The 25,248-nt window shown below is 69.4% G+C and carries 26 protein-coding genes and 2 pseudogenes; 19 read left to right on the plus strand and 9 right to left on the minus strand.

Translation table 11 applies throughout. The features are described from left to right. Positions 1 to 36 precede the first annotated feature (36 nt). The 12 genes from nudE (at position 37) to AB5T46_RS01740 (ending at position 11,005) form a co-directional block, all read left to right on the plus strand. Entirely contained in the window at positions 37 to 591 is a 555-nt protein-coding gene (gene nudE / locus AB5T46_RS01685; protein WP_370562078.1) for an ADP compounds hydrolase NudE, read from the plus strand. Beyond that, on the plus strand, positions 578 to 1,372 hold the full coding sequence (cysQ, locus tag AB5T46_RS01690) for a 3'(2'),5'-bisphosphate nucleotidase CysQ (RefSeq protein ID WP_370562079.1): 795 nt from the start codon (positions 578 to 580) through the stop codon (positions 1,370 to 1,372). Before nudE ends, cysQ begins: the two co-directional genes overlap by 14 nt. A 178-nt stretch (positions 1,373 to 1,550) precedes the next feature. Continuing rightward, positions 1,551 to 2,414, plus strand: a complete 864-nt coding sequence (gene mazG / locus AB5T46_RS01695; protein WP_370562080.1) for a nucleoside triphosphate pyrophosphohydrolase — start codon at positions 1,551 to 1,553, stop codon at positions 2,412 to 2,414. A gap of 200 nt (positions 2,415 to 2,614) precedes the next feature. After that, complete coding sequence (locus tag AB5T46_RS01700; RefSeq protein ID WP_370562081.1) at positions 2,615 to 2,917, plus strand: Mpo1-like protein; 303 nt, start codon at positions 2,615 to 2,617, stop codon at positions 2,915 to 2,917. Positions 2,918 to 3,083: 166 nt separating this feature from the next. Continuing rightward, positions 3,084 to 3,797, plus strand: coding sequence for a response regulator transcription factor (locus AB5T46_RS01705; protein WP_370562082.1), 714 nt, complete (start codon positions 3,084 to 3,086; stop codon positions 3,795 to 3,797). Positions 3,798 to 3,825: 28 nt separating this feature from the next. Then, positions 3,826 to 5,097 (plus strand): sensor histidine kinase, encoded by a 1,272-nt coding sequence (locus AB5T46_RS01710; RefSeq protein ID WP_370562083.1) that lies wholly within the window; start codon positions 3,826 to 3,828, stop codon positions 5,095 to 5,097. A 119-nt stretch (positions 5,098 to 5,216) separates the two neighbouring features. Further along, positions 5,217 to 6,737, plus strand: a complete 1,521-nt coding sequence (locus AB5T46_RS01715; protein WP_370562084.1) for an efflux RND transporter periplasmic adaptor subunit — start codon at positions 5,217 to 5,219, stop codon at positions 6,735 to 6,737. Then, entirely contained in the window at positions 6,734 to 7,489 is a 756-nt protein-coding gene (locus tag AB5T46_RS01720) for an ABC transporter ATP-binding protein (RefSeq protein WP_370562085.1), read from the plus strand. Before AB5T46_RS01715 ends, AB5T46_RS01720 begins: the two co-directional genes overlap by 4 nt. Then, positions 7,486 to 8,721, plus strand: coding sequence for an ABC transporter permease (locus AB5T46_RS01725; protein ID WP_370562086.1), 1,236 nt, complete (start codon positions 7,486 to 7,488; stop codon positions 8,719 to 8,721). Before AB5T46_RS01720 ends, AB5T46_RS01725 begins: the two co-directional genes overlap by 4 nt. A 172-nt stretch (positions 8,722 to 8,893) precedes the next feature. Beyond that, complete coding sequence (locus tag AB5T46_RS01730; RefSeq protein WP_370562087.1) at positions 8,894 to 9,907, plus strand: isoaspartyl peptidase/L-asparaginase family protein; 1,014 nt, start codon at positions 8,894 to 8,896, stop codon at positions 9,905 to 9,907. Between the two features lie 48 nt (positions 9,908 to 9,955). Next, the gene (locus AB5T46_RS01735; RefSeq protein WP_370562088.1) at positions 9,956 to 10,603 is read left to right on the plus strand and encodes an RNA polymerase sigma factor; all 648 of its coding nucleotides are present in this window, start codon (positions 9,956 to 9,958) and stop codon (positions 10,601 to 10,603) included. A 24-nt stretch (positions 10,604 to 10,627) separates the two neighbouring features. Continuing rightward, the gene (locus AB5T46_RS01740; protein ID WP_370562089.1) at positions 10,628 to 11,005 is read left to right on the plus strand and encodes a VOC family protein; all 378 of its coding nucleotides are present in this window, start codon (positions 10,628 to 10,630) and stop codon (positions 11,003 to 11,005) included. 157 nt (positions 11,006 to 11,162) lie between these two features. Here the strand turns inward: AB5T46_RS01740 and AB5T46_RS01745 are convergent, their stop codons facing one another. Then, positions 11,163 to 11,888 (minus strand): SGNH/GDSL hydrolase family protein, encoded by a 726-nt coding sequence (locus AB5T46_RS01745; protein ID WP_370562090.1) that lies wholly within the window; start codon positions 11,886 to 11,888, stop codon positions 11,163 to 11,165. 263 nt (positions 11,889 to 12,151) lie between these two features. Here AB5T46_RS01745 and AB5T46_RS01750 point away from each other — a divergent pair, with 263 nt between their 5' ends. The 5 genes from AB5T46_RS01750 to AB5T46_RS01770 all read left to right on the plus strand — a co-directional run bounded on the left by AB5T46_RS01750 (position 12,152) and on the right by AB5T46_RS01770 (position 15,720). Next, a complete protein-coding gene (locus AB5T46_RS01750; RefSeq protein ID WP_370562091.1) occupies positions 12,152 to 12,532 on the plus strand; it encodes a diacylglycerol kinase in 381 nt (126 codons plus the stop codon). Between the two features lie 41 nt (positions 12,533 to 12,573). Then, complete coding sequence (locus AB5T46_RS01755) at positions 12,574 to 13,353, plus strand: TerC family protein (protein WP_370562092.1); 780 nt, start codon at positions 12,574 to 12,576, stop codon at positions 13,351 to 13,353. A 31-nt stretch (positions 13,354 to 13,384) separates the two neighbouring features. Beyond that, a complete protein-coding gene (gene lgt, locus AB5T46_RS01760; protein ID WP_370562093.1) occupies positions 13,385 to 14,308 on the plus strand; it encodes a prolipoprotein diacylglyceryl transferase in 924 nt (307 codons plus the stop codon). Beyond that, positions 14,308 to 15,102 carry a thymidylate synthase gene (locus AB5T46_RS01765; protein ID WP_370562095.1) on the plus strand — a complete coding sequence of 265 codons (795 nt, stop codon included), beginning with the start codon at positions 14,308 to 14,310 and terminating at the stop codon, positions 15,100 to 15,102. Before lgt ends, AB5T46_RS01765 begins: the two co-directional genes overlap by 1 nt. 114 nt (positions 15,103 to 15,216) lie before the next feature. Beyond that, positions 15,217 to 15,720, plus strand: a complete 504-nt coding sequence (locus AB5T46_RS01770) for a dihydrofolate reductase (protein WP_370562096.1) — start codon at positions 15,217 to 15,219, stop codon at positions 15,718 to 15,720. A gap of 81 nt (positions 15,721 to 15,801) precedes the next feature. Here the strand turns inward: AB5T46_RS01770 and AB5T46_RS01775 are convergent. The 7 genes and pseudogenes from AB5T46_RS01775 to lptD all read right to left on the minus strand — a co-directional run. Beyond that, a pseudogene (locus AB5T46_RS01775) lies at positions 15,802 to 16,617 on the minus strand (symmetrical bis(5'-nucleosyl)-tetraphosphatase); the annotation flags it as partial. A gap of 25 nt (positions 16,618 to 16,642) precedes the next feature. Beyond that, a complete protein-coding gene (gene apaG, locus AB5T46_RS01780) occupies positions 16,643 to 17,026 on the minus strand; it encodes a Co2+/Mg2+ efflux protein ApaG (RefSeq protein ID WP_370562097.1) in 384 nt (127 codons plus the stop codon). A 35-nt stretch (positions 17,027 to 17,061) separates the two neighbouring features. Then, entirely contained in the window at positions 17,062 to 17,868 is an 807-nt protein-coding gene (gene rsmA, locus AB5T46_RS01785; RefSeq protein WP_370562098.1) for a 16S rRNA (adenine(1518)-N(6)/adenine(1519)-N(6))-dimethyltransferase RsmA, read from the minus strand. Continuing rightward, the gene (locus AB5T46_RS01790) at positions 17,865 to 18,203 is read right to left on the minus strand and encodes a tRNA-binding protein (RefSeq protein WP_370562099.1); all 339 of its coding nucleotides are present in this window, start codon (positions 18,201 to 18,203) and stop codon (positions 17,865 to 17,867) included. Before AB5T46_RS01790 ends, rsmA begins: the two co-directional genes overlap by 4 nt. After that, complete coding sequence (pdxA, locus tag AB5T46_RS01795) at positions 18,200 to 19,219, minus strand: 4-hydroxythreonine-4-phosphate dehydrogenase PdxA (protein ID WP_370562100.1); 1,020 nt, start codon at positions 19,217 to 19,219, stop codon at positions 18,200 to 18,202. Before pdxA ends, AB5T46_RS01790 begins: the two co-directional genes overlap by 4 nt. 257 nt (positions 19,220 to 19,476) lie before the next feature. Next, positions 19,477 to 20,805 carry a peptidylprolyl isomerase gene (locus AB5T46_RS01800; protein WP_370562101.1) on the minus strand — a complete coding sequence of 443 codons (1,329 nt, stop codon included), beginning with the start codon at positions 20,803 to 20,805 and terminating at the stop codon, positions 19,477 to 19,479. Further along, positions 20,802 to 23,177, minus strand: coding sequence for an LPS-assembly protein LptD (gene lptD, locus AB5T46_RS01805; RefSeq protein WP_370562103.1), 2,376 nt, complete (start codon positions 23,175 to 23,177; stop codon positions 20,802 to 20,804). The genes AB5T46_RS01800 and lptD overlap by 4 nt, the downstream gene beginning before the upstream one ends. Positions 23,178 to 23,359: 182 nt before the next feature. Here lptD and AB5T46_RS01810 point away from each other — a divergent pair. Both AB5T46_RS01810 and AB5T46_RS01815 read left to right on the plus strand, forming a co-directional pair. Beyond that, positions 23,360 to 23,608, plus strand: a pseudogene (locus AB5T46_RS01810) (peptide-methionine (R)-S-oxide reductase); the annotation flags it as partial. A gap of 62 nt (positions 23,609 to 23,670) precedes the next feature. Beyond that, positions 23,671 to 24,150 carry a hypothetical protein gene (locus tag AB5T46_RS01815; protein WP_370562104.1) on the plus strand — a complete coding sequence of 160 codons (480 nt, stop codon included), beginning with the start codon at positions 23,671 to 23,673 and terminating at the stop codon, positions 24,148 to 24,150. Positions 24,151 to 24,274: 124 nt separating this feature from the next. On the opposite strand, the gene AB5T46_RS01820 is transcribed toward AB5T46_RS01815, so the two are convergent. After that, positions 24,275 to 25,228: a histone deacetylase family protein gene (locus AB5T46_RS01820; RefSeq protein ID WP_370562105.1), complete on the minus strand. Its 954-nt coding sequence runs from the start codon at positions 25,226 to 25,228 to the stop codon at positions 24,275 to 24,277. Positions 25,229 to 25,248: the final 20 nt, after the last annotated feature.

The raw sequence follows: 25,248 nt of genomic DNA on the forward strand, positions 1-25,248 counted from the left end.
CGGCATTATCGCCCGGCCGGCGGCCGGACTTCGACCATGACGCGCCGCCTGCCGATCATCCACTCCATCACCGAGCACGACGCCGGCCCCTACCGCATGGAGCGGCTCGACCTGGAGTTCGGCAACGGCGAGCGCCGCCGTTTCGAACGCCTGCACGGACGCGGCCACGGCGCGGTGGCGGTGGTGCCGCTGATCGACGACGACACCGTGCTGCTGGTGCGCGAATACGCCGCCGGCGTGCACCGCTACGAGCTCGGGCTGGTGAAGGGCCGCATCGACGCCGGCGAGACGCCGCTGCAGGCCGCCGACCGAGAGCTCAAGGAGGAGGCCGGCTACGGCGCGCACCGGCTGGAGGTGCTGCGCTCGCTGACGCTGGCGCCGACCTACATGAGCCATCTCACCTGGCTGGTGCTGGCGCGCGACCTGTATCCCGAGCGCCTGCCCGGCGACGAGCCGGAGGAACTCGAAGTGGTGCCGTGGAAACTCGACGCGCTGCACGAGCTGACCCTGCGCGAGGATTTCTCCGAGGGTCGCTCGATCGCCGCGCTGTTCCTCGCCCGCGAATACCTGCAGCGCCATGCTGGTCGCTGAACGCATCCGCGAAGGCGTGATCGCCATCGCCCGCGAGGCCGCGGACGCGATCCTGCACGTCTATGCCGGCGAATTTTCGGTCGAGCACAAGGACGACGCCTCGCCGCTGACCGCCGCGGACCTGGCCGCGCACCGCTGCATCGTCGAGGGACTGGCGGCGCTGACGCCCGAGATTCCGGTGCTGTCCGAGGAATCGGCGCACACCGTGCCATTGGCGTTGCGGCGGCAATGGCCGCGGCTGTGGGTGGTCGATCCGCTCGACGGCACCCGCGAGTTCGTCAAGCGCAACGGCGAGTTCACCGTCAACATCGCCCTGGTCGAGGACGGCATCGCCACGTTCGGGGTGATCCAGCAGCCGGTGACCAGCGCACTGTGGCACGGCGCCCCCGGCCATGGCGCCTGGCTGCGCGAAGGCACCAGCGAGCGCGCGCTGCACGCGCGCCGGCCCGCGCACGCGCCCCTGCGCGTCGCCGCCAGCCGTTCGCACCGCGACGGCCGCACCGAGGCGCTGATGGCGCGCATCGGCGACACCGAGCCGGTGGCGCTGGGCTCCTCGCTGAAGTTCTGCTGGCTGGCCGAGGGACGCATGGACGTGTATCCGCGTTTCGGCCCGACCAGCGAATGGGACACCGCCGCCGGGCAGGCGATCCTGGAAAGCGCGGGCGGCCTGGTGGTCGACCCGCGCGGGCGGCCGTTCCGCTACAACCGGCGCGACACCCTGCTCAACGGCGATTTCATCGCCCTGGGCGATCCGGCGCTGCCGTGGAAGGATTGGCTGTGAGAGCAAGCGCTTCTTGGTCGGACTGTAGGAGGGGCTTCAGCCCCGACCTGGCGTAAGTTGACAGCAGATGCTCTCTGCCCTTGTTTCCCTTCGCAACGCGCGGCGGCGCGTTTATCGTCGCCGCCACCGATGGGGCTGCCTGGCGCGTTGCGGCTGAAGCCGCTCCTACAAGGGCAGGATGGTTCTGGAGAAGGATGGCATGCAGGAAAACGACGACACCCGGCGATTGCTCGAGATCATGGCGCGGCTGCGGGATCCTGACGGCGGCTGCCCCTGGGACGTCGAGCAGACCTTCGCCACGATCGCGCCGTACACGGTCGAGGAGGCCTACGAGGTCGCCGACGCGATCGACCGCGAGGACCTGCCCGCGCTGAAGGACGAGCTCGGCGACCTGCTGCTGCAGGTCGTGTTCCACGCGCGCATGGCCGAGGAGATGGGCGCGTTCGCCTTCGGCGACGTGGTCGACGCCATCTGCGACAAGATGGTGCGCCGGCACCCGCACGTCTTCGCCGGTGCCTCGGTGGAGGACGCCGAGGCGCAGACGCGCGAATGGGAGGCGCACAAGCGCCGCGAACGGGCGGCGGGCGGCGAGACCGACGCTTCGGCGCTGGCCGGCATCGCGCGCGGGCTGCCCGAGTGGCAGCGCGCGCTGAAGCTGCAGAACCGCGCCGCCAAGGTCGGCTTCGACTGGCCCGGCCCGGCGCCGGTGATCGACAAGCTGCACGAGGAGATCGAGGAGGTGCGCGCCGAATTCGACGCGATCGCCGCCGCCCCGGGCGATGCCGCCGCGCAGGCGCGCCTGGAGCAGGAGCTCGGCGATCTGCTGTTCGTCGCCGCAAATCTGGCGCGGCATGCGCGGGTCGACGTCGGCACCGCGATGCGCCGCGCCAATCTGAAGTTCGAGCGCCGCTTCCGCAGCATGGAGGCGCTGGCCGCGGGCGACGGCACATCGCTGCCGGCGCTGCCGCTGGCGCAGCAGGAGGCGTACTGGCAACGCGCCAAGCGTGCCGAAATCGCGGACGGGGAAGCCGCGGACGAATAACCGTGTGCGCCGGCCGGCATGGTCCTGGCGATGCCGGCGTTGCGGCGTTGGGCGGAGCAGGCCGCTCCACGCCAGCGGTGCGGCGGCGGTCCTGGATCGGGTCCGCCGACTTGTCGCGGCTGGCCTGGCGCGCCGTTGTGCGCGGCCGGTCTGGAGCCCATCATGAGGCTTCCGTGCGGCCCGACCCGGGAGAATCATGCATGAGCCGTTTCGCCAGCTTCCGCGAGTTCTATCCCTTCTACCTGGGCGAACACGGCAACCGGATCTCGCGGCGGCTGCATTTCATCGGCAGTTGCGGCGTGCTGGTGGCGGTGGCGGTGGCGATCTGGCAGCGCAGCGGCTGGTGGCTGCTGGCGGCGCTGGCCTGCGGCTACGGGTTCGCCTGGGTGGGGCACTTCTTCTTCGAGAAGAACCGGCCGGCGACCTTCCGGCATCCGTTTTACTCGTTTGTCGGGGACTGGGTGATGTTCAAGGACATCCTGACTGGCAAGATCAAGTTTTAACGGCATTGACGCCGTCGTTCACCTTCGTAAGCGGCGCGCGCGGCATTTGGCGGGACCGGCCGCCGGGTCGTGCGGGAGGCGGGCAACGACTTCTTCACAATCTCTGCACCGTCTCGCCGGCATTCTTCACAAACCTGAAGAATCCCCTTTGCCAATCGGAGTCGGTATGCGTGGAAACCAGGAACCCGGCGGTCTGATCCTGATCGTCGAGGACAACCGCAACATTTCGGAAATGGTCGGCGAGTATCTCGAGGGCCGCGGATTCGAGGTCGATTACGCGGCCGACGGCCTGGACGGCTACCGCCTGGCGTCGGAGAACAGCTACGACGTGATCGTACTGGACCTGATGCTGCCGCGGCTGGATGGAATCGAGGTCTGCAAACGCCTGCGCGAAGAGGCCCGCAAGTCCACTCCGGTGTTGATGCTGACGGCGCGCGATACCCTCGACGAGAAGCTGACCGGCCTGGGTTCGGGCGCCGACGACTACCTGACCAAGCCGTTCGCGATCCAGGAACTGGAGGCGCGGCTGCGGGCGCTGATCCGCCGCGAGCGCCGGCAGGTGGGATCGGAGGTGCTCAAGGTCGCCGATCTGGTGCTGGATCCGGCCAGCCTGCGCGCCACCCGTGCCGGCCAGGAACTGCAGCTCTCGCCGATCGGTCTCAAGCTGCTGACGATCCTGATGCGCGAATCGCCGCGGGTGGTCAGCCGTCAGGAGATCGAGCGCGAGATCTGGGGCAACAGCCTGCCGGACTCCGACACCCTGCGGAGCCACCTGTACAACCTGCGCAAGACGATCGACAAGCCGTTCGAGCGGTCGTTGCTGCACACGGTGCAGAGCGCGGGCTACCGGATCGCCGATATCGAGCAGTCGCCGAACTGACAACGCCGTCGCTGTCCGGTCACGCATCATGCCGCAGGGTCTGCCCCGCAAGTTGCGCTTCGCATTCCTGTTGCAGGCGGCGCTGGCCAGCCTGGCGATCGTGATCGGCGTCGCCCTCGCCTGCGCCGTCGCCGTGCGGGTGCTGATCGACGCGCGGCTGCGGGCCGAGGCGGGCGAGTACTGGTCGGGGCATGCGGCCGGCGGCTCCCACCGGCCGCCGCGCACCGACGTCACCGAGGTCTACTTCGCCGCGCCGGGCACCCTCCCGCCGGACCTGCCGCCGGCGCTGCGCCCGCTGCCGCCGGGCGTCCATCAACTGCCGGGTTTCGACCGCCACGTACTGGTGGAGGAGCGGCCGGCGGGCCGCCTGTACGTGAACATGTCCTTCGCCTACGCCAAGCGCGTGCTCTGGAGCGGCGCGCTGATGCTGATGCTGACCGGCATGCTGGCGCTGTACCTGGTGACCTGGATGACCTATCGCACGTCGCGGCGACTGGTGGCACCGGTGAGCTGGCTGGCGAACGAGGTCTCGCACTGGGAGCCGGATGCCGTCGACGCCGACAGGTTGGCGCCGGAACGGATCCCCGGGGACGTCGGCAGCGAAGTGCGCCAGCTCAGCGGCGCGCTGCGCGACTTGTCCGAACGGGTACGGGCATTCGTGCAGCGCGAGCGCGACTTCACCCGCGACGCCAGCCACGAACTGCGCACGCCGTTGACGGTGGTCCGGGTCGCCACCGACATGCTGCTGGCCGACCCCGGGATGCCGGCGCATTCGAACCGTTCGCTGCGGCGCATCCAGCGTGCCGGACGCGACATGGAAGCGGTGATCGATGCCTTCCTGATCCTTGCCCGGGAGGCGCAGATCGCGCCGCAGGGCGAGGAGTTCGACGTCCGCGAGGTGGTGCTGGAAGAGGTCGACAAGGCAAGGCCGCTGCTGGCGGGCAAGCCGGTGGAGCTGCGTGTGACCGGCGATGCCGCGCCGCGCCTGCACGCGCCGCCGCGGGTGCTGGGGGTGATGCTCGGCAACCTGCTCAGCAATGCCTGCGTGTTCACCGAGAGCGGGAGCGTCGAAGTGGCGATCGCCGAAGACCGCATCACCGTGCGCGACACCGGCATCGGCATGTCGCCGGACATCCTGCAGCGGGTCTACGATCCGTTCTATCGCGCCGACCAGTTCGCCGCCGGCGGCAAGGGCATGGGGCTGTCGATCGTGCGCCGGCTGGGCGAGCGCTTCGACTGGCCGGTGTCGCTGGACAGCCTGCCGGGGCAGGGCACCACCGCGGTCGTTCGCTTTGCCTGAGCGCCGCCGCGCGTGCTTCCTGGCGGCGCTGCCGGGGCCGTTCAAACGGCGTTGGCCTGCCGTGTCAACGCCGACTGGTGCGGCGCGTTCCTGCCTTGACCTCCGATGACCGACACCCGATGAGTCCAACCAGCCGCAAGCCCGCGCGCCCGCGCACGACCCGGTCGAAACTCCTCCGCAATCTCGTCCTCGTCGCCGTGGCGTTCGCCGTGGCCGCCGGCCTGTGGGTCTGGCAGCAGGGGCGCGCGGGCGCCGACGAGGGCACCTGGCGCACCACCGAGATCGAGCGCGGCGACATCCGGGTGGCGATCTCGGCCACCGGCACGCTCAGCGCCACCTCGACGGTCATCGTCGGCAGCCAGGTCTCCGGCCAGGTCACGGACGTGCTGGTGGACTTCAACGACACCGTCGAGAAGGACCAGGTGATCGCGCGCATCGATCCCAGCACCTACCAGGCGCAGATCGAGCAGGGCAACGCGCAGGTCGCCGCCGCGCGCGCCGCATTGGCACAGGCGCAGGCCACGCTGCGCAACGCGGAACTGGACCACCGGCGCAAGGCCGATCTCGGCGGGCGGCAGCTGGTCGCGCGCAGCGACGTCGACCTGGCCCGCGCCGCCCTCGACCAGGCGCGCGCGCAGGTCACCTCGGCACAGGCGCAGATCCGGCAGCAGACCGCTTCCACCCAGGCCACCCGGGTCAATCTCGACCGCACCGTGATCCGCTCGCCGGTCGACGGCGTGGTCCTCACCCGCACCATCGAGCCCGGCCAGACCGTGGCTGCCAGCCTGCAGGCGCCGGAGCTGTTCACCATCGCCGAGGACCTGAGCAAGATGCAGATCGAACTGGCAGTGGACGAGGCCGACATCGGCCAGGTACAGAAGGGCCAGGACGTGTCGTTCACCGTCGACGCCTTCCCCGATCGCCAGTTCCGCGGCGTGGTGCAGCAGGTGCGCCTGTCGGCGACCGACACCAACAACGTCATCACCTATCCGGTGGTGGTGAGCGTGGACAACAGCGACGGCACCCTGCTGCCGGGCCTGACCGTCAACGCCGAGATCCTCGTCAGCCGGCGCGACGACGTGCTCAAGGTGTCGAACGCCGCTTTGCGCTACAAGCCCGCCGATGCGCAGGCGGCGCTGCCGCAGGGCGCGCCGGCGCGTGCCGGCGGCGGGCTTGCCGACGATCTGGCGCGGCTGGCGGATGCGCTCGAGCTCACGCCGCCGCAGCGCGCCGAATTCGAGCCGGCGCTGGCCGCGATCCGCGAGCGCATGAACGCACGCCAGGCGGCACCACGCAGCGGCGGCGGCCCCGGCATGTTCGGCGGGGGCGGCGGCATGCGCATCGTCGCCGGCGGCCCGGGCGGCGGCGGTGACGCGGCGCAGATGCGCCAGCGCCTGCTGCAGCGCTACCAGCAGGACTTCGGCGCGTTCCGGGAAACCCTCGACGAGGCGCAGCGCGCGCAGTGGGATCGGGAGCTTGCGGCCCTGCTGGGCGCACGCCGCGCACCGCTGTACAGGCTGGTCGACGACCGGCCGCAGATGGTCATGGTCCGGGTCGGCGCCAGCGACGGCAGCAGCACCGAGGTCGCCGGCGACCTCGCCGAGGGCGATCCCGTCATCACCGGCGAGCGCGCGCGGTGACCGGCGCGGAGGTCCCGATCATCGAGACCCGGGCGCTCGGCAAGGTCTACTCGCCGGGCACCCAGGCCGAGGTGGTGGCGCTCAGGCACGCCGACCTGCGCATCGGGCGTGGCGATTTCGTCGCCATCATGGGACCGTCCGGCTCCGGCAAGTCGACCTTGATGAACCTGATCGGGTGCCTGGACACCCCCAGCAGCGGCCAGTACCTGTGCGACGGCATCGACGTCGCCACCCTCGACGCCGAGGAGCTGGCGGTACTGCGCCGCGACAAGATCGGTTTCGTGTTCCAGGGCTTCAACCTGCTGCCGCGGATGTCGGCGCTGGAGAACGTGGCCATGCCGCTGGGCTACGCGCAGGTGCCGCCGGACGAGCGGCGCGAGCTCGCCCACGAGACGCTGGTCGCGGTCGGCCTGGGCGATCGCGCGTCGCACCGGCCCAGCGAGCTGTCCGGCGGCCAGCAGCAGCGCGTGGCGATCGCGCGCGCGCTGATCAACCGTCCGCCGATCCTGCTCGCCGACGAGCCCACCGGCGCGCTCGACAGCCGCACCGGCGAGGAGATCCTGGCCCTGTTCAAGCGCCTGCGCGACGACGACCACACGGTGGTGCTGATCACGCACGACGCCGAGGTGGCCGCGCATGCGGGCCGCATCTTCGTGATGCGCGACGGCGAGATGCATGAAGAGCCGGGATTCGGGAGTCGGGAATCGGGAGTCGTAGAGCCACAGATCCCCGGTCCAGGACGCGCGCCATGAACTTCAGCGACGTCCTGCGCACAGCGATATTCGCCCTGCGCGGCAACTGGATGCGCAGCGCGCTGACCTCGCTCGGCGTGATCATCGGCATCGCCGCGGTGATCGTGATGGTCTCGGTCGGCCAGGGCACGCAGTCGGAGATCGACAACCTGGTCTCGGGCCTGGGCTCGCAGCGGCTCGACATCTCGCCGGGTTCGCGGCGCGGGCCCGGTGGTGCACGCATGAGCGCCAGCAGCTTCTTCACCCTCAGCGAGGGCGACGTGGAGGCGATCCGCAACGAGATCCCGGAAGTGCAGTACGTCTCCGGGTCGCTGCGCGGCAACGCCCAGGTGGTGTTCGCGGAGAACAACTGGGCCGCGACCTGGCAAGGCGTGCAGCCGGACTACTTCGAGATCAACGGTTGGCGCCTGGCCGAGGGCGAGGGCTTCCAGCCGCAGGACTACACCGGTGCCGGCAAGGTGGTGATCCTCGGCGAGACCGTGCGCCGCGAGCTGTTCGGCGAGGACAGCGGCGTCGGCGAGACCGTGCGCCTGGGGCGGGTGCTGTTCACCGTGGCCGGCGCGCTCGAGCCGAAGGGCCAGGGCGGGTTCGGCCAGGACCAGGACGACGTGGTGATGGTGCCGATGGAAACCGGCCGCCGCCGGCTGCTCGGCGCGATGGGCCTGCCGCCGAACGCGGTCATGCAGATCGCGCTGACCGTGCGCGACGCCGACGACCTGCCCTACGTGCAGGGCGAGATCGAGGCGCTGCTGCGCCAGCGCCACCGTATCGATCCCGGCGACGAGGACGACTTCACCGTGCGCAACATTTCCGAGATCGTCGCCACCCGCACCGCGACCACGCGGCTGATGTCGTTGCTGCTGGGCGCTGTGGCGACGATCTCGCTGATCGTCGGCGGCATCGGCATCATGAACATCATGCTGGTCTCGGTGACCGAGCGCATCCGCGAGATCGGCCTGCGCATGGCGGTCGGCGCCGGACCGTCCGACGTGCGCCGGCAGTTCCTGGCCGAGGCGATGCTGATCTCGCTGATCGGCGGCGCGATCGGCATCCTGCTGGGCGTGGCCGGCGCGCTGCTGGTCGGCCGGCTCGGCGCGCTGCCGGTGCAGCTCAACGGCCAGGTGATCGCGCTCGCCGCCGGCTTCTCGATCGCCACCGGCCTGTTCTTCGGCTACTACCCGGCGCGCAAGGCCTCGCAGCTGGACCCGATCGAGGCGTTGCGGCAGCAATGAATGAACCCGTAGAGCGGAGCTTGCTCCGCTACGCGGGTTCCGGAGCCGAGAGCAGCGGAGCAAGCTCCGCTCTACGGCGGCCGGGTGCCGGCGCAGCAAGAGCCGGCGGATGGAGCGCATGCCTGCGGCTCCGCGCTCGGGTATCCTCCGGTTTTGAGCGGAGGATAGGCGCATGCGTGGGTTGGCTCTGCTGTTGTTGATGGCGACTGCGATGACTGCGAACGCGTACGATCGGCCTGCTGCACGCGTCGCCCTGGTGATCCACGGCGGTGCCGGCGTGATCGAGCGCGACAAGCTGGATGCCGACGACGAGCGCGCCATCCGCGCCGACCTCGACCGCGCGCTGGACGCCGGCCATGCGCTGCTGGCCGATGGCGGCAGCGCACTGGACGCCGTCGAGGCCGCGGTGCGGGTGCTGGAGGAATCTCCGCGCTTCAATGCCGCCAAGGGTGCGGTGTTCAACGCCGAGGGCCGTCACGAGCTTGACGCCTCGATCATGGAAGGCCACACCCGCCGCGCCGGCGCGGTGGCGGCGGTGCGCACCGTGCGCAGCCCGATCCGCCTCGCCCGCCGGGTGATGGAGCGGTCGCCGCATGTGATGCTGATCAGCGACGGCGCCGAGCGATTCGCCGACGATCATGACGACCTGGAGCGGGTGGCGAACGACTGGTTCGACACCGAGCTCCGGCGCGAGCAGCTGGAGCGTGCGCAGCAGCGCGAGCGTGCCGAGGCCGAGGCGGGCGTCCCTGCCGACCTGCGCGGCCGTTATTTCGGCACCGTCGGCGCGGTCGCGCTGGACGTGCACGGGCACATCGCAGCCGCCACCTCCACCGGCGGCATGACCAACAAGAAGTGGGGCCGGGTGGGCGATTCGCCGGTCATCGGCGCCGGCACCTGGGCCGATGCCCGCTGCGGCGTGTCCGGCACCGGCTGGGGCGAGTTCTTCATCCGCAACGCGGTGGCGCACGACATCTGCGCGCGCGTGGCCTACGGCGGACAGTCGCTGCAGGAGGCGGCCGACGCGGTGGTGATGCGGGTGATCCCCGAGCACGGCGGCGACGGCGGCGTCATCGCGCTGGATGCCGACGGCAATATCGTCATGCCGTTCAACACGTCCGGCATGTACCGCGGCTGGGTGAAGCCAGACGGTTCGCGCGGAACCGCGGTGTTCCGCGAGCGCGACTGACGGCGAGCGCCGCGCGGGCATGCGTTGGTCGCCGGCCCGAGCGCCGCGATGATGCCCGCGATCGATCGGGAGACGTATCGCGCGCTGCGCGACCAGGCCCGGAAGCTGACGCGCAGCGCGGCCGATGCCGAGGATCTGCTGCAGGAAGTACTGCTGGCGGCGTTGCGCGCCGGGCGCGCCGATCCGCCATGGCTGGCAGGGGTGCTGCGCCGCCAGGCGGCGCTGGCGATCCGCGGCTCGGTGCGTGCGCGTCGCCGGGAACGGCATGCCGAGGCAGGCGCATCTCCGGGGCACGATGAACCGGCGACGGAGTCGGTCGCCGACCCCTGCACGGCGCCGCAGGTGTTGCGGCAACTGTCGCCCGCGGCGCGCCAGGTGGCTGTGCTCGCCCTGCACGGATTGTCGCCGGAGGAGATCCGGTGGGTGCTCGAACTCTCGGCCGCCGCCTTCCGCCAGCGCCTGACCTCGATCCGCAAGTCGCTCGATCTCGCGTCGTCCGACCTGCGGGCGCAGGCGCGGGCGCTGGCGTACGTTCGTGACCCGCCGCGCAGCGTCGACCTCCAGTTCGGACTGGTGCGACGCGCACTGAAGGCAGCGATCGGCGAGCGCGCCGCGCTTGGCACCCACGACGAGGACGGCCACCTGCTTCTGGTCCGCCGGCATGCTCACACTTCCGGCACCGGCGGCAACGAATAGACGTCACCAACACAGGAGATGGCCATGCTCGGCCAAGCCAAGCTTGAAACCGTGGTGTTTTTCGTTTCCAGGCTGGAGCGCAGCATCGCGTTCTATCGCGATACGTTGGGGCTGGAGGTGGCCCCGATGGACGGACACGACGGTCCGTTCGCCGTCGCCCAGGCGGGACCGGTCTCGCTGGTGTTCATCCAGCGGGAGGCCAGGGCGGGCGAGACGCCGATCGCCGTGTTCAGTCTTGCCGGCGGCATCGACGACTGCGCGCAGGCGCTGGCCGCGAAGGGAGTGGAGATCGTGGTGCCGGTCAGCGAGGCGCCGGACGGCGGACTGGCGCTGGATTTCCTTGATCCGGACGGCAACGTGCTCAGCCTCTACCAGCCGGCGGGCGCACCGCGTTCGGGTTGAGACCGCGCTGCACTTCGCCGCATCCGTCGCCTTGGATTGCCAGCTGGGGTCGACCCCCTCCGGGGCGGCCCCATGTTGTGCCGCATGGCCGCGATGTTCGCAGCTTCCGGCTCAGGAACGCGTGAGGCAGCAGGACGGCGTGCCGGCCGGCGGCGCGTCAGCGCAGGTACGGCGCGATGATGCCGCGCCACAGCGCATAGCCTTGTGCGTTCATGTGCAGCGCGTCCTCGGCGAACAGTTCCGGGCGCGGTTGGCCGTCGGCGCCGAGCATCGGCGTGAACACGTCGACGTAGTCGACGTCCGGCGTCCGCGCCGCCCAGTCCCGCACCAGTGCGTTGGACGCGCGCTGCACCTGCAGCAGCTGGGCCCGCGACGGGCTCGGCTTGATGGCGATGAAGGCGATCGGCGTGCCGGGCAGGTCGCGGTGGACACGGGCGACGAAGGCCTGGAAATCCGCCAGCACCTGCCGCGGGCTGCGCCCGTCCATGGTGTCGTTGTCGCCGGCGTAGATCAGGATCCGGCTGGGGCGGTAGCGGATCGCCACTTCGTCGGCGTAGTGCACCGCGTCGCGAATGTGCGAGCCGCCGAAACCGCGGTTGAGCACCGGCCGGTCCGGAAAATCCCCTGCCAGTGTCGTCCATAGCCGCACCGAGGAGCTGCCGGTGAAGACGACCGGGCGCGCCGGCGGCGGGCTGGCCGCGTCCTCGGCTGCGAAGCGCGCCATGTCGTTGGCCCATTCCGGCGAGGACACCGGATCGGGCGCGGGCACGCTGCCGGTCGCCCTGTCGGCCATGGTGGCCGGCGTACCGGTGGCGGCACATCCGGTGGCGAGCAGCAGTGCTGCCAGCATGGCGGTCAGGAACGGCGTTGGGCACGGCGACATGAAGGCTCCGGAAGCGGCTCGAAGCACCAGTGAAGCAGCCGGCTGCGGGCTTTGCAAACCGGGTCCGTCGCCGGTCGCTGTCATCGGCAGTGGCGGGCGTTGTGGCAGAATGTCGCCATTCCGGCCTGGCCCGAAGCACCCGAGTCCCATGCAGCCGATTCCCGAGCAGTCCCCTTTCGGCCGCCGAGCCGTCGACCGCCAGCCCACCGTCCTTCCCGCTCACGCCGGCCGTTTCGCCCGGCGCGCGGCTTGACGGCAATCCCGTGGCCGACGAATTCGGGCACCTGCCGCGCCGGCCGGAGCGGATCCTCAAGGCGACACTCTGGTCGCTGCAGGGCCTGCGCGCCGCGTGGCTGTACGAGTCGTCGTTCCGGCTCGAGGTCTACCTGCTGGCGGTGCTCGCGCCGCTGGCGCTGTGGCTGGGCGGCAACGGCGTCGAGCGCGCGCTGCTGCTCGGCAGCTGCCTGCTGGTGCTGGCCATCGAATTGTTGAACTCGGCGATCGAGGCGGTGATCGAACGCTACGGTCCCGAGCATCACGAACTGGCCGGGCGCGCCAAGGACATGGGCTCGGCGGCGGTGTTCGTCGGACTGCTCAACGCGGGCGCGACCTGGGCGCTGATCCTGGTGCCGCGCTGGCTGTAACGCCGCGCGTGCCGCCGCAAAGATACGAGGAAACGTAACGCATGATGGAGCTGTTGACCGATCCGCAGGTCTGGATCCTGCTGCTGACGCTGAGCGCGATCGAGATCGTGCTCGGCATCGACAACCTGGTGTTCATCTCGATCGCGGTCGGCAAGCTGCCGATGGCGCGGCGCGAGTTCGCCCGCAAGTTCGGCATCGCGGTGGCGTGCATCACCCGCATCGGCCTGCTGCTGACGCTGGCCTGGCTGGCGCGGTTGACCGACGACCTGTTCACGCTGTTCGGCCACGGCATCTCGGTGCGCGACCTGGTGTTGATCCTGGGCGGCGTGTTCCTGGTGGTGAAGGGCGTGCTCGAGATCCGCGAGCAGGTCGGGGGCGGTGAGGAGGAGGCCGGCCACGTCGCCGGCAAGGCGGCGGTGTCGTTCGGCGCGGTGATCGCGCAGATCGCGGTGATCGACATCGTGTTCTCGCTCGACTCGGTGATCGCCGCGGTCGGCATGGCTGCCGAATACGTGCCGGTGATGGTGGCCGCGATCCTGATCGCGGTTGCGGTGATGCTGCTGGCGGCGCAGCCGCTTGGGCGCTTCATCGATGCCAACCCGACGGTGAAGATGCTGGCGCTGGCGTTCATCGTGCTGATCGGCGCCTACCTGATCGCCGAAGGTTTCGGGGCGCACATCCCGCGCGGCTACATCTACGGCGCAATGGGCTTCTCGGCGCTGGTCGAGATCCTCAACCTGTGGGCCAAGCGCAATGCCATGCGCCGGGCCGGCGTCAAGCCGCCGCCGGTGGACGAGCCGCGGCGGCCGATGCCGCGATGAACCTCCAGGAGTCCCAGGGAGCCGATATCCGATGACGCATCTGCACCAGATCGACCCGGTCGCCATTTCGCTGCCCGCCTTCGAGTTGTTCGGCCGCAGCTTCCATCCGCAGGTGCACTGGTACGGGATCATGTACGTGGTCGCGTTCGCCGTCGCCTGGCTGCTCGGCCGCAGCCGGATCCGCGCGGGACGGTTGCCGGGCGTGGACGAGCACGCGTTCGGCGACCTGATGTTCTACGGCATGCTCGGCGTGATCCTGGGCGGCCGCATCGGCTACGTGCTGTTCTATGCGTTCGGCGATTTCCTGGCCGACCCGCTGCTGCTGTTGCGGGTGACCGACGGCGGCATGAGCTTCCACGGCGGCCTGCTGGGGGTGTTGATCGCGTGCTGGCTGTGGGCGCGCAAGCACGGCCTGAATTTCTTCGACCTGATGGATTTCGCCGCGCCGATCGTGCCGCCGGGTCTCGGTTTCGGCCGCCTGGGCAACTACATCGGCGGCGAGCTCTGGGGCAAGCCGACCGGCGGCGACTGGGGCGTGGTGTTTCCCGGCAGCCTGCCCCCGCAGTACCGGGAGCTGGGCCCCGACGCCCTGCGCAGGCTGCACGAGTCCGGGGCACTGGACGCGTTCGCGCGGCATCCTTCGCAGCTGTACCAGGCGTTCCTCGAGGGCCTGGTGCTGTTCTGCATCCTGTGGTGGGCGTCGCGACGGCCGCGTGCGCGTTATGCGCTCTCGGGGCTGTTCGCACTGGGTTACGGCACGTTCCGCTTCCTGGTCGAGTTCGTGCGCGAGCCGGATGCGGACCTGGGTTACCTGGCCTTCGGCTGGCTGACCATGGGCCAGTTGTTGAGCCTGCCGCTGATCCTGGTGGGCGTGTTCTGGCTGTGGAAGTCGCGCGGCGCGCCGGTGCTGCAGCCGCAAGCACCTGGGAAAACCGCAGCGCCGGAGGCATCCTGATGCGCCAGTATCTGGAACTGCTGCGGCACGTGCTCGAGCGCGGCGCCGGCAAGTCCGACCGTACCGGCACCGGCACCCGCAGCGTCTTCGGCTGGCAGATGCGGTTCGATCTTGCCGAAGGTTTCCCGCTGGTCACCACCAAGAAACTGCACCTGCGCTCGATCGTGCACGAGCTGCTGTGGTTCCTGCAGGGCGACACCAACATCGCCTATCTGAAGGACAACAAGGTCTCGATCTGGGACGAGTGGGCCGATGCCGATGGCGAGCTGGGGCCGGTCTACGGCAAGCAGTGGCGGCGCTGGACCGCGGCCGACGGCGGCGAGATCGACCAGATCCGCTGGGTGGTCGACGAGATTCGCCGAAATCCCGACTCGCGCCGGCTGCTGGTCAGCGCCTGGAACGTGGCCGACCTGCCGCGGATGGCGCTGATGCCGTGCCATGCGCTGTTCCAGTTCTACGTGGTCGACGGCAAGCTCAGCTGCCAGCTGTACCAGCGCAGCGGCGACATCTTCCTCGGCGTACCGTTCAACATCGCCAGCTACGCGCTGCTCACCCACATGGTGGCGCAGGTGACCGGCCTGGGCGTCGGCGATTTCGTGCATACGCTGGGCGACGCGCACCTGTACTCGAACCACTTCGAGCAGGCGCGCGAGCAGTTGTCGCGCGCGCCGCGGTCGCTGCCGGCGCTGCGGCTGAATCCAGAGGTCGACGACCTGTTCGCCTTCACCTACGACGACATCGCCGTCGAGGGCTACGACCCGCATCCGGCGATCAAGGCGCCCGTGGCGGTCTGAGCGTGTCGCGCGGGTCAGTGGCGGGCACCGGCTTGCGGCCACGGATCGCGTTCGCGGAAGATGCGTGTCCGATCCCGTGCCCGCCGTCCATGATGCCGACGCCGCACCCATGACATGACCGAGATCGCCTTGATCGCGGCGCTCGACCGCGACCGCGCCATCGGCCGCGGCAACGCCTTGCCCTGGCGCCTGCCGGACGACCTGATGCGCTTCAAGGCGCTGACGCTGGGCAAGCCGGTGCTGATGGGCCGGCGGACGGCGGAATCGCTCGGACGCGCGCTGCCGGGCCGGCGCAACCTGGTGATGACGCGCGGTGCGCACGTTCCGTTCCCCGGCATGGAGGCAGTCGGGTCGCTGGCCGAAGCCGTGGCCCGCGCGCAGGCGGACGACGCGGACACGTTGTGCGTGATCGGCGGGGGCGAGATCTACGCGCTCGCGCTGCCGCTGGCGACGCACATGTACCTGACCCATGTCGACACGCGGGTGGAGGGCGCGGACGCGTTCTTTCCGGCCTTCGATGCCGTGCAGTGGCGGGTCGAGGCGCGTGAGCCCAGGCCGGCCGACGCCCGCCACGCGCATGCGTTCACCTTCGTGGATTACGCCGGGCGCGACGAGTAGCCGGGGTGGGGCAGGAAGCCACAGCTCCCCTCCCGCTTGCCGGAGGGTTGGGATGGGCCAAGCCGAAGCCGGTTACTTTGTCTCCCGGCCGGGCACCTGCACGACATGCAGCTCCTCGCTGTCGAGCTGCAGTGCGGTCAGCTTGCCGCCCCACACCGCGCCGGTGTCGAGCGCGTGCACGCCGTGGCCGATGAACAGCCCCAGGGTGGACCAGTGCCCGCAGGCGATCTTCAGGTCGCGTTCGGCGCGGCCCGGCACTTCGTACCAGGGATAGAGCCCCGGGGCCTGGGTGCCCGGCGCGCCCTTCTCCTCGACCGCGATGCGCCCGCGCGGCGTGCAGTAGCGCATACGGGTGAGGATGTTGATGATCGCGCGCTCGCGCTCGACGCCCTTCAGGCCCTGGTTCCAGTCCGGGCGGTCGCCGTACATGTTCTTCAGCAGCTTGCGGTAGCCATCGCCGCGCAACCTGTGCTCGACCTCGCGCGCGTAGCCCTCGGCCATCTGCGTGGTCCACTTCGGCGCCAGGCCGGCGTGCACCATCATCCAGCCGAGGTCGCGGTCTGCGTGCAGCAGCGGACAGCCGCGCAGCCAGTCCAGCAGCGTGTCGCGGTCGTCGGCGAACAGCACCCGCTGCAGGTCCGTGTTGACCCTGCGCTGCTGCGCCTCGTCGCGTTCGGCGATCGCCAGCAACGAAAGATCGTGGTTGCCCAGCACCACGTGGCTGCGCGCGCGCAGCGTGTGCACCAGCCGCAGCGTCTCCAGCGACTCGCCGCCACGGTTGACCAGGTCGCCGCAGAACCACAGCGTATCGGCGGCCGGGTCGAAGCGGATCCGTTCCAGCAGGCGCTGGGTCGGCGCGTAGCAGCCCTGCAGGTCGCCGATCGCCCAGACGCTCATTCGCTGCCCGCCATGCGCGCCGGCCTCAATGCAGCGTACGCGGCACGGACAGGGTGAAGGGCGGGATTGGCGCGTCGAAGTAGGTGCCGTCGTCGCCGACCATGTCGTAGTTGCCCTGCATGCTGCCGACCGCCGTCTCGAGCACCGCGCCGGAGGTGTACTCGAACTGCTCGCCGGGCTCGATCCGCGGCTGCTGCCCGACCACGCCGTCGCCGCGCACCTCGTCGACCTTGCCGTTGCCGTCGGTGATGATCCAGTGACGCCGCAGCAGCTGGGCCGGCAGGCGGCCGAGATTGCGGATGCGGATGGTGTAGGCGAATACGTAGCGATCGCGCTCGGGTTCGGACTCGTCGTCGAGGAAACGCGTCGCGATCTGGATTTCCAGGGTGTAGTCGGGAGTCTCGTCCATCTCGCCAGTGTAATGGCCGCGGGTGAAGGGTTCGACTACTGCGGGCGGGAAATGTTCGCCAGGCGGACGAAATCGGCCACCGCCAGCTGCTCGGCACGGGACGTGGGGTCGACCCCGGCGGCCGTGATGGCGGCGGCGTCGCAGACGCCGGACAGGGCGTTGCGCAGGGTCTTGCGGCGCTGGCCGAAGGCGGCGCGGACGACGGCGGCGAAACGGGCCGGATCGTCGATGCCGATCGCCTGCGACGGCCGCGGCAGCAGCCGCACCACGGCCGAATCCACCTTCGGCGGCGGCCGGAACGCGCCGGGCGGGACGTCGAACAGCGGAATCACCTCGCAGCGCGCCTGCAGCATCACGCTGAGGCGGCCGTAGACCTTGCTGCCGGGGGCCGCGCCCATGCGATCGACCACTTCCTTCTGCAGCATGAAGTGCATGTCGCGGATCGCCGTGGCGTGGTCCAGCGCGTGGAACAGGATCGGCGAGGAGATGTTGTAGGGCAGGTTGCCGACCAGCCGCAGCAGGCGGCCATCGGCCGCGAGCGCGGTGAGATCGACCGCGAGCACGTCGCGGTGGACGATCGCCAGTTCGCCGACGCGTTCGGCAGCGGCGGCGAGCGGCGCGATCAGGTCGCGGTCGAACTCGATCACCGTCAGTGCGCCGTGCCGGCGCAGCAGCGGCAGCGTCAGCGCGCCCTGCCCGGGGCCGATCTCGACCAGGCGCTCGCCCGGCCGTGGATCGACCGCCTGCACGATGCGATCGATGTATGCGCGCTCGTGCAGGAAGTGCTGCCCGAGCGCCTTCTTGGCGCGGCCGAACGTCGTGGCACCCTCGCGCGTGCTCACAGCAGCCGGGTTCCGGGCGGCACGTCCCGGTCCGGCACGCAAAGCGCGACATGGCCGTCGGCATCGTGGAAGCCGGTGACCAGGCATTCGGACATCAGCGGCCCGATCTGCTTGGCCGGGAAGTTCACCACGCCCACCACCAGCCGCCCGACCAGCTCCTCGGGGCGATACAGCGCGGTGACCTGCGCGCTGGACTTGCGCACGCCGATTTCCGGGCCGAAGTCGACCCGCAGCACGTAGGCCGGCTTGCGCGCCTGCGGGAACGGCTCGGCCGACAGCACCCGGCCGACGCGCAGCTCGACCTTCATGAAGTCGTCCCAGCCGATCGTGTTCATGCGTCCGATTCCCCTTTTCGGCAGAGGCGTGTTCGGCGGATACGCGCGATGCGCGCGCAGGTGTCGACCGCGGCGATGAGGCTGGACGGATCGGCAGTGCCCTTGCCGGCCAGGTCGAGCGCGGTGCCGTGGTCGACCGCCACCCGCGGGTAGGGCAGGCCCAGGGTCAGGTTCACCGCCTGTTCGAAGCCGCTGTACTTGAGCACCGGCAGGCCCTGGTCGTGGTACATCGCCAGCACCGCGTCCACCTCGGCCAGCTTGCGCGGCAGGAAGGCGGTATCGGCCGGCAGCGGACCGGTCAGCCGCATGCCGTCGGCGCGCAGCCTGGCCAGCACCGGCGCGATCGTCTCGATCTCCTCGCGGCCGAGATGGCCGTCCTCACCGGCGTGCGGATTGAGGCCGAGCACCGCGATCGCCGGATCGTCGATGCCGAAATCGCCGCGCAGCCCGGCGTGCAGGATCCGCAGCGTCCGTTCGAGCCGGCCGGCCGTCAGCGCGTCGGCGACCGCGCGCAGCGGCAGGTGGGTGGTGGCCAGGGCGACGCGGACGATGTCGTTGGCGAGCATCATCACCACCTCGCGCCCGGCGTGCGCGGCCAGCAGCTCGGTGGTGCCGGTGTAGGCGATGCCGCCGGCGTTGATCGTGGCCTTGTGCACCGGGCCGGTGACAATGCCGTCGTACTCGCCGGCGATGCAGGCTTCGGCCGCCATCCGCAGGGCGAGCACCACGCTGCGGGCGTTGCGCGGGTCCGGCGTTCCGAACGTCGACGCGACCGCATTCGGCACCTCGACCAGGCGCAGGCCGTCGACGCCCAGGCATTTCCGGTCCGCATCCGCCGGGTGAAAGCTGGCGGTGGTTCCCAGCGTCTGCGCCGCCCTTGCGAGCGTGGCGCCGTCGCCGAACACCACGAGCTCGGCGTCGGCCGCATGGCGCAGTGCCGCGATCGCCAGTTCAGGCCCCACGCCGGCCGGTTCTCCGGGCACCAGTGCGAGTCTGGGTCTAGCGTCCGTGGCCATATGCGGGATGGGTCATGTCGCGCCTCGGTGGCGGTCGGCGTGTGGCCGTTGCGAATCGTATCGTCGCGGCTGCCGGGCCTGTCGAGATCGGCATCCGGCGGTCACGACGGGCGGTACCGAAGCGCCGGAGCGGATGATCGGTTGCGCCATCGCTATCGGGCAAGTGTCCGCACGCATCGGGGCTTCGTTCCGTCCCGGTGTGCCGTTGGCTCCCGGCGTGGCCGTGCCCTCGCCTTGTGTCGCCTTGTGCCCGGTGCTTAGCCGCCGTTCCCGCCGTCTTCCCCGGCCGCGGCGGCGGAGGCGCTGCGGATGTCGATGAAGGCCTCGCCGCGCATCTGGCGCAGGAAGCGGTTCCACTCGTCCTCGAGCTTGCGCTGGCCGATGCTTTCGCGGACCTGCGTGCGACGGTTCTCGTCGTCGACGCTGGCCTGGCGCGAGCCGATGCGCTGCACCACGTGCCAGCCGGCCTGGGTCTTGAATGGCTCGGAGATGCCGCCGTCCTCGAGCGCCGCGACCCGGCCGCCGAACTCCGGACCGAACTGGTCGGCGGCGAACCAGCCGAGATCGCCGCCGCGTTCGCGCGAAGCCGCATCCTCGGAGTTCTCGCTGGCCAAGGCGGAGAAATCGGCGCCGCCGGCGGCGCGTGCGCGCAGCGCCTCGGCCCTGGCGCGGGCCTCCTCGTCGCCGGTGTCGTCGTCGGTGCGGATCAGGATGTGCCGGGCCTGGTACTGGGTGACGCCGGAGGCATCGGCCTGGCTGGCGTCGCGGGTGGCGACCAGCTGCAGCAGCTGGAAGCCGCTCGGGCCGCGGATCGGACCGATGACCTCTCCCGGCTGCAGGGTGCGGATCGCGCTCGCGAATGCGGCCGGGATCTCGTCCAGGCCGCGCCAGCCGAGGTCGCCGCCCTCCAGCGCGTTCGGGCTGTCGGAATAGCGCACCGCGGCCGCGGAGAACGCCATCTCCTGGCGGTCGAGCAGGCCCTTGATGCCCTCGATCTTCTGCTCGGCGGTCGAGATCTGGTCCGGGGTGGCGCCGTCGGGCAGCGCGACCAGGATGTGCGCGAGCTGGTACTGGGAACCACCGGCGGCCTGCGACTGCAGTGCGGCCTCGACCTCTGCGTCGCTGACGGAGATGGTGCTCTGCGCGAAGCGCTGGCGCAGGCGCTGGATCAGCAATTCATCGCGCAGGGAATTGCGGAAATCGGTGTAGGACAGGCCGTCGCGCGCCAGTTGCTCGCGCAGCTGGTCCGGCGTGAAGTTGTTCTGCTGGGCGATGTTGGACACCGCGGCGTCCACTTCGGCATCGCCGACGCGAACGCCGGTGGCGGCCGCGCGCTCGGTCTGCAGCTTCACCAGGATCAGGCGCTCGAGCACCTGGCGCTCGAGCACGTCGCGCGGCGGCAGCTGGTCGCTGCGGTCGCCGTACTGGGCCAGGATGTTGGCCACCGCGCGGTCGAGCTCGCTTTGCAGGATCACGTCCTCGTCGACCACGGCGGCGATGCGTTCCAGCGGCTGGACTTGCTGCGCCTGCGCGGTGGCGCCGAACAATGCGGCGGCGACCAGGAGGGAGAGGAGGAAATTCTTCATGGCAGGGGATCGATCGGGTTGTCGTCGTCCGCATCGCCATTGCCGAGATCGGATGGCGGGACGAGATAGAGGTCGTCTCGGTAATAGCCGAGAATAGCACGGCGCAAACGGCCTTCCGTGTCCGGTCCGGCGGACCCTAGCCCCTTGAGTTCGACTTCCAGCTGAATGGCGTTGTTGGTCTCGCCGATGCGGTTGCGCACGTAATGGCGGCCGACCAGGCGCACGGCCAGGCAGCAGCTGTCCCACTGCACGCCGGCGATGCCTTCGAGCACCTTGCTGTCGCGCAGCGAGTAGTAGTAGCGGCCGACCAGGCTCCAGGTGGGGTTGATCGGGTACAGGAACGAGAAGTCGACCTGCTCGAGCTGCGCGCGGCGGTAGCGGTAGCTGAAGTTGGCGATGCCGTCGTCGCCGATCAGGTAGCGCGTGCGCAGGCTGACCAGGTCGTCGCGGCGGACTTTCGGATCCCACTGATAGGCGGCGCTGAGATTCCAGCGGTCGTTGACGGCATAGGTGCTTTCGGCGACCCAGGAGGATTTACCGGCCTCGATCGGGTCGCGGCTGCTGCTGAGCACCACCCGCGAGTCGTCGAAATAGCGGATCTGGCCGACGCTGGCCGACAGCTTCTCCAGGCCGTCGGACTCGCGGATCAGGCGCGTGGTCAGCGCCACCGTCAGCTGGTTGGCGTCGGTCTGGCGGTCGGCGCCGGAGAACCGGTTGTCGCGGAACAGCTGGCCCCAACTGAAGGTCAGGTCGCGGGTGTCGAACAGCGGCAGGTTGGACTGGTCGCGGTACGGCGCGTTGAGATAGAACAGCCGCGGCTCCAGGGTGTGCAGGTACTGGTCGCCGCGGAACAGGGTCTCTCGGTCGAAGAACAGGCCGGCGTCGACGCTGGTGATCGGCAGGCTGCGCGAGGGCGATGTGTCCGGATCGCTGGCGTCGATGTTTTCCGCCAGCGCGTCGTCGAGCCGGTAGCCGGTGTAGCGCCAGGCCAGGGTCGGGCGGACATACCAGGCGGCGCCTTCCAGCGGGAAGGACACGTAAGGTTTAAAGTCGACGCGGCTGCCGCCAGGCCTCCGCGTACTGTCGACATGGTCGAAGCGGGTGAGATCGGCATCCATGCCGGCGACGATCCATTGCCCGAACGGCTGTTCCCAGCTGGCGAACAGGCGCGGCATGGGGTTGTGAGGAAGGTTTCTTTCTCTGAGCGTGTAATCCGAGAGCATGCGATAGCGGGCTTCCAGCCCAGCGTCCCAGTAGCGTCCGCGGCCGTAGATGCCGGCGCTGCTGTTGATGGTGCTCGACGAACCGCTGGTGAGGCTGCTGCTCTGGTCCTCGATGTAGCGCGGGTCGCTGATCCAGTTGAGGTTGGCACGGGCCTGCCAGGTGCGGCTGATGTTCTGGCGGCCGACGTAGCGGAACATGCCGCGGTCGTCCTTGCGGCGGTTTTCCTCCGGGATCTCCCGGTCGATCTCCTCCTGCCGTTCGTCCTCGGTCAGATCGTCGGAAGGCAGGTATTCGAGATCGAACGTGCCGCGGCCGGCCTCGGTCAGGTAGCGGAACTCGGTGCCGAGCAGGATGCCGCGCCGGGTCATGATCCGCGGCTGCAGGGTCATGTCGTAGTGCGGCGCCAGGTTGAGGTAGATCGGCTGCCGGTAGTCGAAACCGTTGCGGCCGGAGTAGCCGATCGCCGGGTACAGCAGTCCGGTCTTGCGGCGGTCGTCGATCGGGAACTTGAACCAGGGCATGTACAGCACCGGCATCCTGCCCACGCGCAGGGTGGCCCCGCGTGCGGTGCCGAAGCCTTCCTCCATGTCGACGTCGATCCGCCCGGCGTGCAGTTCCCACCAGCGCTGCCCGGGCGGGCAGGTGGAGTAGGTCGAGCCGAGCAGCGCGCCCTGGTCGCCGGTCATCTCGGCGCGATCGGCGCCGCCGTTGCCGCGGCGCTCGATCAGCTGGTAGCGCACGTTCTCGATGCTGTGCGAATCGGCGTCCTGGTCGCCGGTCAGGCGGTCGGCGACGATGCGCATGCCCGAATCCTGGTAGCGCACGCTGCCGTCGGCGACGTACCTGCCGGTCTCGGCGTCGTAGGTGAGGTTGTCGGTGGCGAGAAACTGGTCGCCGCGCTTCAGGGTGGCGTTGCCCTGCAGGTGGCTCTGCTCGCCGTAGATGCCGGTCAGCGCATCGCCGCCGATCTCGGTGGGCTGGTTTTCGCGGTCCTCCGGCGTGCCCACCGGCGGCGGCGCGTCCGGGAACTCCGGCACCGCATCCTCCAGCGGGCACAGGCGCCAGTCCTCGGGGCGTTCGTCGGCCAGGGCGTTCAGCGAGAGCGCGATGCACAGCGGCAAGGGCAGCAGGCGGAGGGCTGGGCGCACGCAGGAGTCCGGTCGGGCAAACGGTCGTCAGCATGCCGCATCCCTTGCGAAGCGGCAATGCGAGCGCCATCTTGCCGAAACCCGCTTCCGGAGCACGACCATGGGCCGCGATCCGAACGACAGAACGGATGCTGAATGGCGCGAGGGGCTGACCACCCGGGCAGTAGGTCGTCTGCCGCTGCTCGGGCACCGAGCCCGCCTTCACCGTCAAGTGGAATCACAAGGCGGCCGGCACCTACGTCTGCGTGGGCTGCCGGGCGCCGCTGTTCTCCTCGGAGACGAAGTGCCAATCGGACAGCGGCTGTTTGGCTTCTTCGCACGGTCGTCGCGGACACGGCGACGACAAGCTTTATTGGCGATACTGTGATTCAGTGTGTGATCTTGCTTGTTCCGGCGATATATGCTTGTTCGCGGTGACAGTGTCTATATAGTCATGGCATTTTTGTCACCGTGGCCTATCTTTTAGGACTGTAGTTCAAGGAGAAATGGAGAAATGAAGAACTTAGCAGAAAAGACTCTTCTGTGCGTAGCTGCGTTTATAGCGCCGTCGGTGGCCGCGGCTAAGGATATCGTGAGTCCGATGCTTCCGGAAGAAGTTCTTGTTCGTGGCGATAGAATGTTTTCAGAGAATGGTCAATATCGTCTAGATTTTCAAAGCGATGGCAATTTGGTGCTATACAGGACATCAAATGGGGTGGCGCTTTGGAGTTCTAATACGCATGGAACGCCAGTGACGATGTTGCGTTTTGGTGAGTTATATACTGGCAGTGTTGGCTGCTACCCAGAAGTTGAAGCACATTCCACCCAACTTTTTCTTACAGAAGGGGCAGATAATACCTGGCCGTATCATTGGTGCGTATCAGGAACTCGGGAAGCTTTTTATCCCGAGGGTCCAACAAGGCTCATCCTTCAAGATGATGGCGGTCTCTATTTATGGCAAGTTCCAATTGGTGCTTTTAAGAAAATTAACTAATCGCGTGAGGATGTAAGTATATATTGTGATTAGCGCGTGGCTCAGATAAAAGCAGCGTGCCTGCCAATTGCTACTATGCATGACAGTCTGGATGCGAATTTGCATCTTTGATCTGCGCGCTTTTTTACGAGTCAATCAATACGCGAACGTGCGCCAGGCTGCCTTCGCGCAGCGCCTGCAGGTCGTAGCCGCCCTCCAGCATCGAGACGATGCGGCCGGCGGCGTGGCGCGCGGCGAGCGCGTGCAGTTCGCCGGTGAGCCAGCCGAAGTCCTCCGCGTCGAGTTGCATCTGCGCCAGCGGATCGCGCCAGTGCGCGTCGAATCCGGCCGACACGAACAGCAGTTGCGGCGCGAACGCGTCCAGCTCCGGCAGCAGCCGCTCGCGCCAGGCTTCGCGGAACGTGCGGCTGCCGGCGCCCGGCGGCAGCGGTGCGTTGACGATGTTGCCGATGCCGCGTTCCTGCCTGGCACCGGTGCCCGGATAGAGCGGGTACTGGTGCGAGCTGAAATACATCACCCGCGGTTCGTGCTCGAAGATCGCCTGGGTGCCGTTGCCGTGGTGCACGTCGAAGTCGGCGATCGCCACCCGCGCCAGGCCGTGCCTGTCGAGCGCATGCGCGGCGGCGACGGCGATGTTGTTGAACAGGCAGAAACCCATCGCCTCGCCGCCGGTGGCGTGGTGGCCGGGTGGGCGCACCGCGCAGAAGGCCGTCCCGGCCTGGCCGTTCATCACCGCATCCACTGCGGCGATGCCGGCGCCGGCGGCGCGCAGGGCGGCTTCCGGCGAAGCCGGTGAAAGCACCGTGTCGGGGTCGAGCGGGATGGGCGCATCCGCACCGGACTCGAGCACCGCGGCCAGCAGCGCCGCCGCGTGCACGCGCAGCAGCTGGCCGCGGGTGGCGCGCGGGGCCTCATGCCAGTCGAGGTCGGGCAGGCCGTCGCGCAGCGCCTCGACCACCGCGCCCAGGCGCTGCGGGCGTTCCGGATGGCCCGGCCCGGTGTCGTGGGCCAGGCAGGCGGCGTGGGTGTAGATGCGCAGGCTCAATTCAACATTCCGTAACTCGTCGCAGCCATCCATGGCCTTGCCGACAGACTCCG

It is taken from the genome of Luteimonas salinilitoris (assembly GCF_041300785.1).
In the GTDB taxonomy this organism is placed as follows: domain Bacteria; phylum Pseudomonadota; class Gammaproteobacteria; order Xanthomonadales; family Xanthomonadaceae; genus Luteimonas; species Luteimonas salinilitoris.

Coding starts and splice junctions, on each gene's coding strand:
- AB5T46_RS01745 (WP_370562090.1), bottom strand. CDS start 11,888: ATGTCGCCGTGCCCAACGCCGTTCCTGACCGCCATGCTGGCAGCACTG.
- cysQ (WP_370562079.1), top strand. CDS start 578: ATGCTGGTCGCTGAACGCATCCGCGAAGGCGTGATCGCCATCGCCCGC.
- mazG (WP_370562080.1), top strand. CDS start 1,551: ATGGTTCTGGAGAAGGATGGCATGCAGGAAAACGACGACACCCGGCGA.
- AB5T46_RS01790 (WP_370562099.1), bottom strand. CDS start 18,203: ATGAACACGATCGGCTGGGACGACTTCATGAAGGTCGAGCTGCGCGTC.
- nudE (WP_370562078.1), top strand. CDS start 37: ATGACGCGCCGCCTGCCGATCATCCACTCCATCACCGAGCACGACGCC.
- pdxA (WP_370562100.1), bottom strand. CDS start 19,219: ATGGCCACGGACGCTAGACCCAGACTCGCACTGGTGCCCGGAGAACCG.
- AB5T46_RS01765 (WP_370562095.1), top strand. CDS start 14,308: ATGCGCCAGTATCTGGAACTGCTGCGGCACGTGCTCGAGCGCGGCGCC.
- AB5T46_RS01725 (WP_370562086.1), top strand. CDS start 7,486: ATGAACTTCAGCGACGTCCTGCGCACAGCGATATTCGCCCTGCGCGGC.
- apaG (WP_370562097.1), bottom strand. CDS start 17,026: ATGGACGAGACTCCCGACTACACCCTGGAAATCCAGATCGCGACGCGT.
- AB5T46_RS01800 (WP_370562101.1), bottom strand. CDS start 20,805: ATGAAGAATTTCCTCCTCTCCCTCCTGGTCGCCGCCGCATTGTTCGGC.
- AB5T46_RS01710 (WP_370562083.1), top strand. CDS start 3,826: ATGCCGCAGGGTCTGCCCCGCAAGTTGCGCTTCGCATTCCTGTTGCAG.
- AB5T46_RS01755 (WP_370562092.1), top strand. CDS start 12,574: ATGATGGAGCTGTTGACCGATCCGCAGGTCTGGATCCTGCTGCTGACG.
- AB5T46_RS01705 (WP_370562082.1), top strand. CDS start 3,084: ATGCGTGGAAACCAGGAACCCGGCGGTCTGATCCTGATCGTCGAGGAC.
- AB5T46_RS01740 (WP_370562089.1), top strand. CDS start 10,628: ATGCTCGGCCAAGCCAAGCTTGAAACCGTGGTGTTTTTCGTTTCCAGG.
- AB5T46_RS01820 (WP_370562105.1), bottom strand. CDS start 25,228: ATGGATGGCTGCGACGAGTTACGGAATGTTGAATTGAGCCTGCGCATC.
- AB5T46_RS01735 (WP_370562088.1), top strand. CDS start 9,956: ATGATGCCCGCGATCGATCGGGAGACGTATCGCGCGCTGCGCGACCAG.
- lgt (WP_370562093.1), top strand. CDS start 13,385: ATGACGCATCTGCACCAGATCGACCCGGTCGCCATTTCGCTGCCCGCC.
- AB5T46_RS01815 (WP_370562104.1), top strand. CDS start 23,671: ATGAAGAACTTAGCAGAAAAGACTCTTCTGTGCGTAGCTGCGTTTATA.
- AB5T46_RS01730 (WP_370562087.1), top strand. CDS start 8,894: ATGCGTGGGTTGGCTCTGCTGTTGTTGATGGCGACTGCGATGACTGCG.
- AB5T46_RS01770 (WP_370562096.1), top strand. CDS start 15,217: ATGACCGAGATCGCCTTGATCGCGGCGCTCGACCGCGACCGCGCCATC.
- AB5T46_RS01700 (WP_370562081.1), top strand. CDS start 2,615: ATGAGCCGTTTCGCCAGCTTCCGCGAGTTCTATCCCTTCTACCTGGGC.
- AB5T46_RS01715 (WP_370562084.1), top strand. CDS start 5,217: ATGAGTCCAACCAGCCGCAAGCCCGCGCGCCCGCGCACGACCCGGTCG.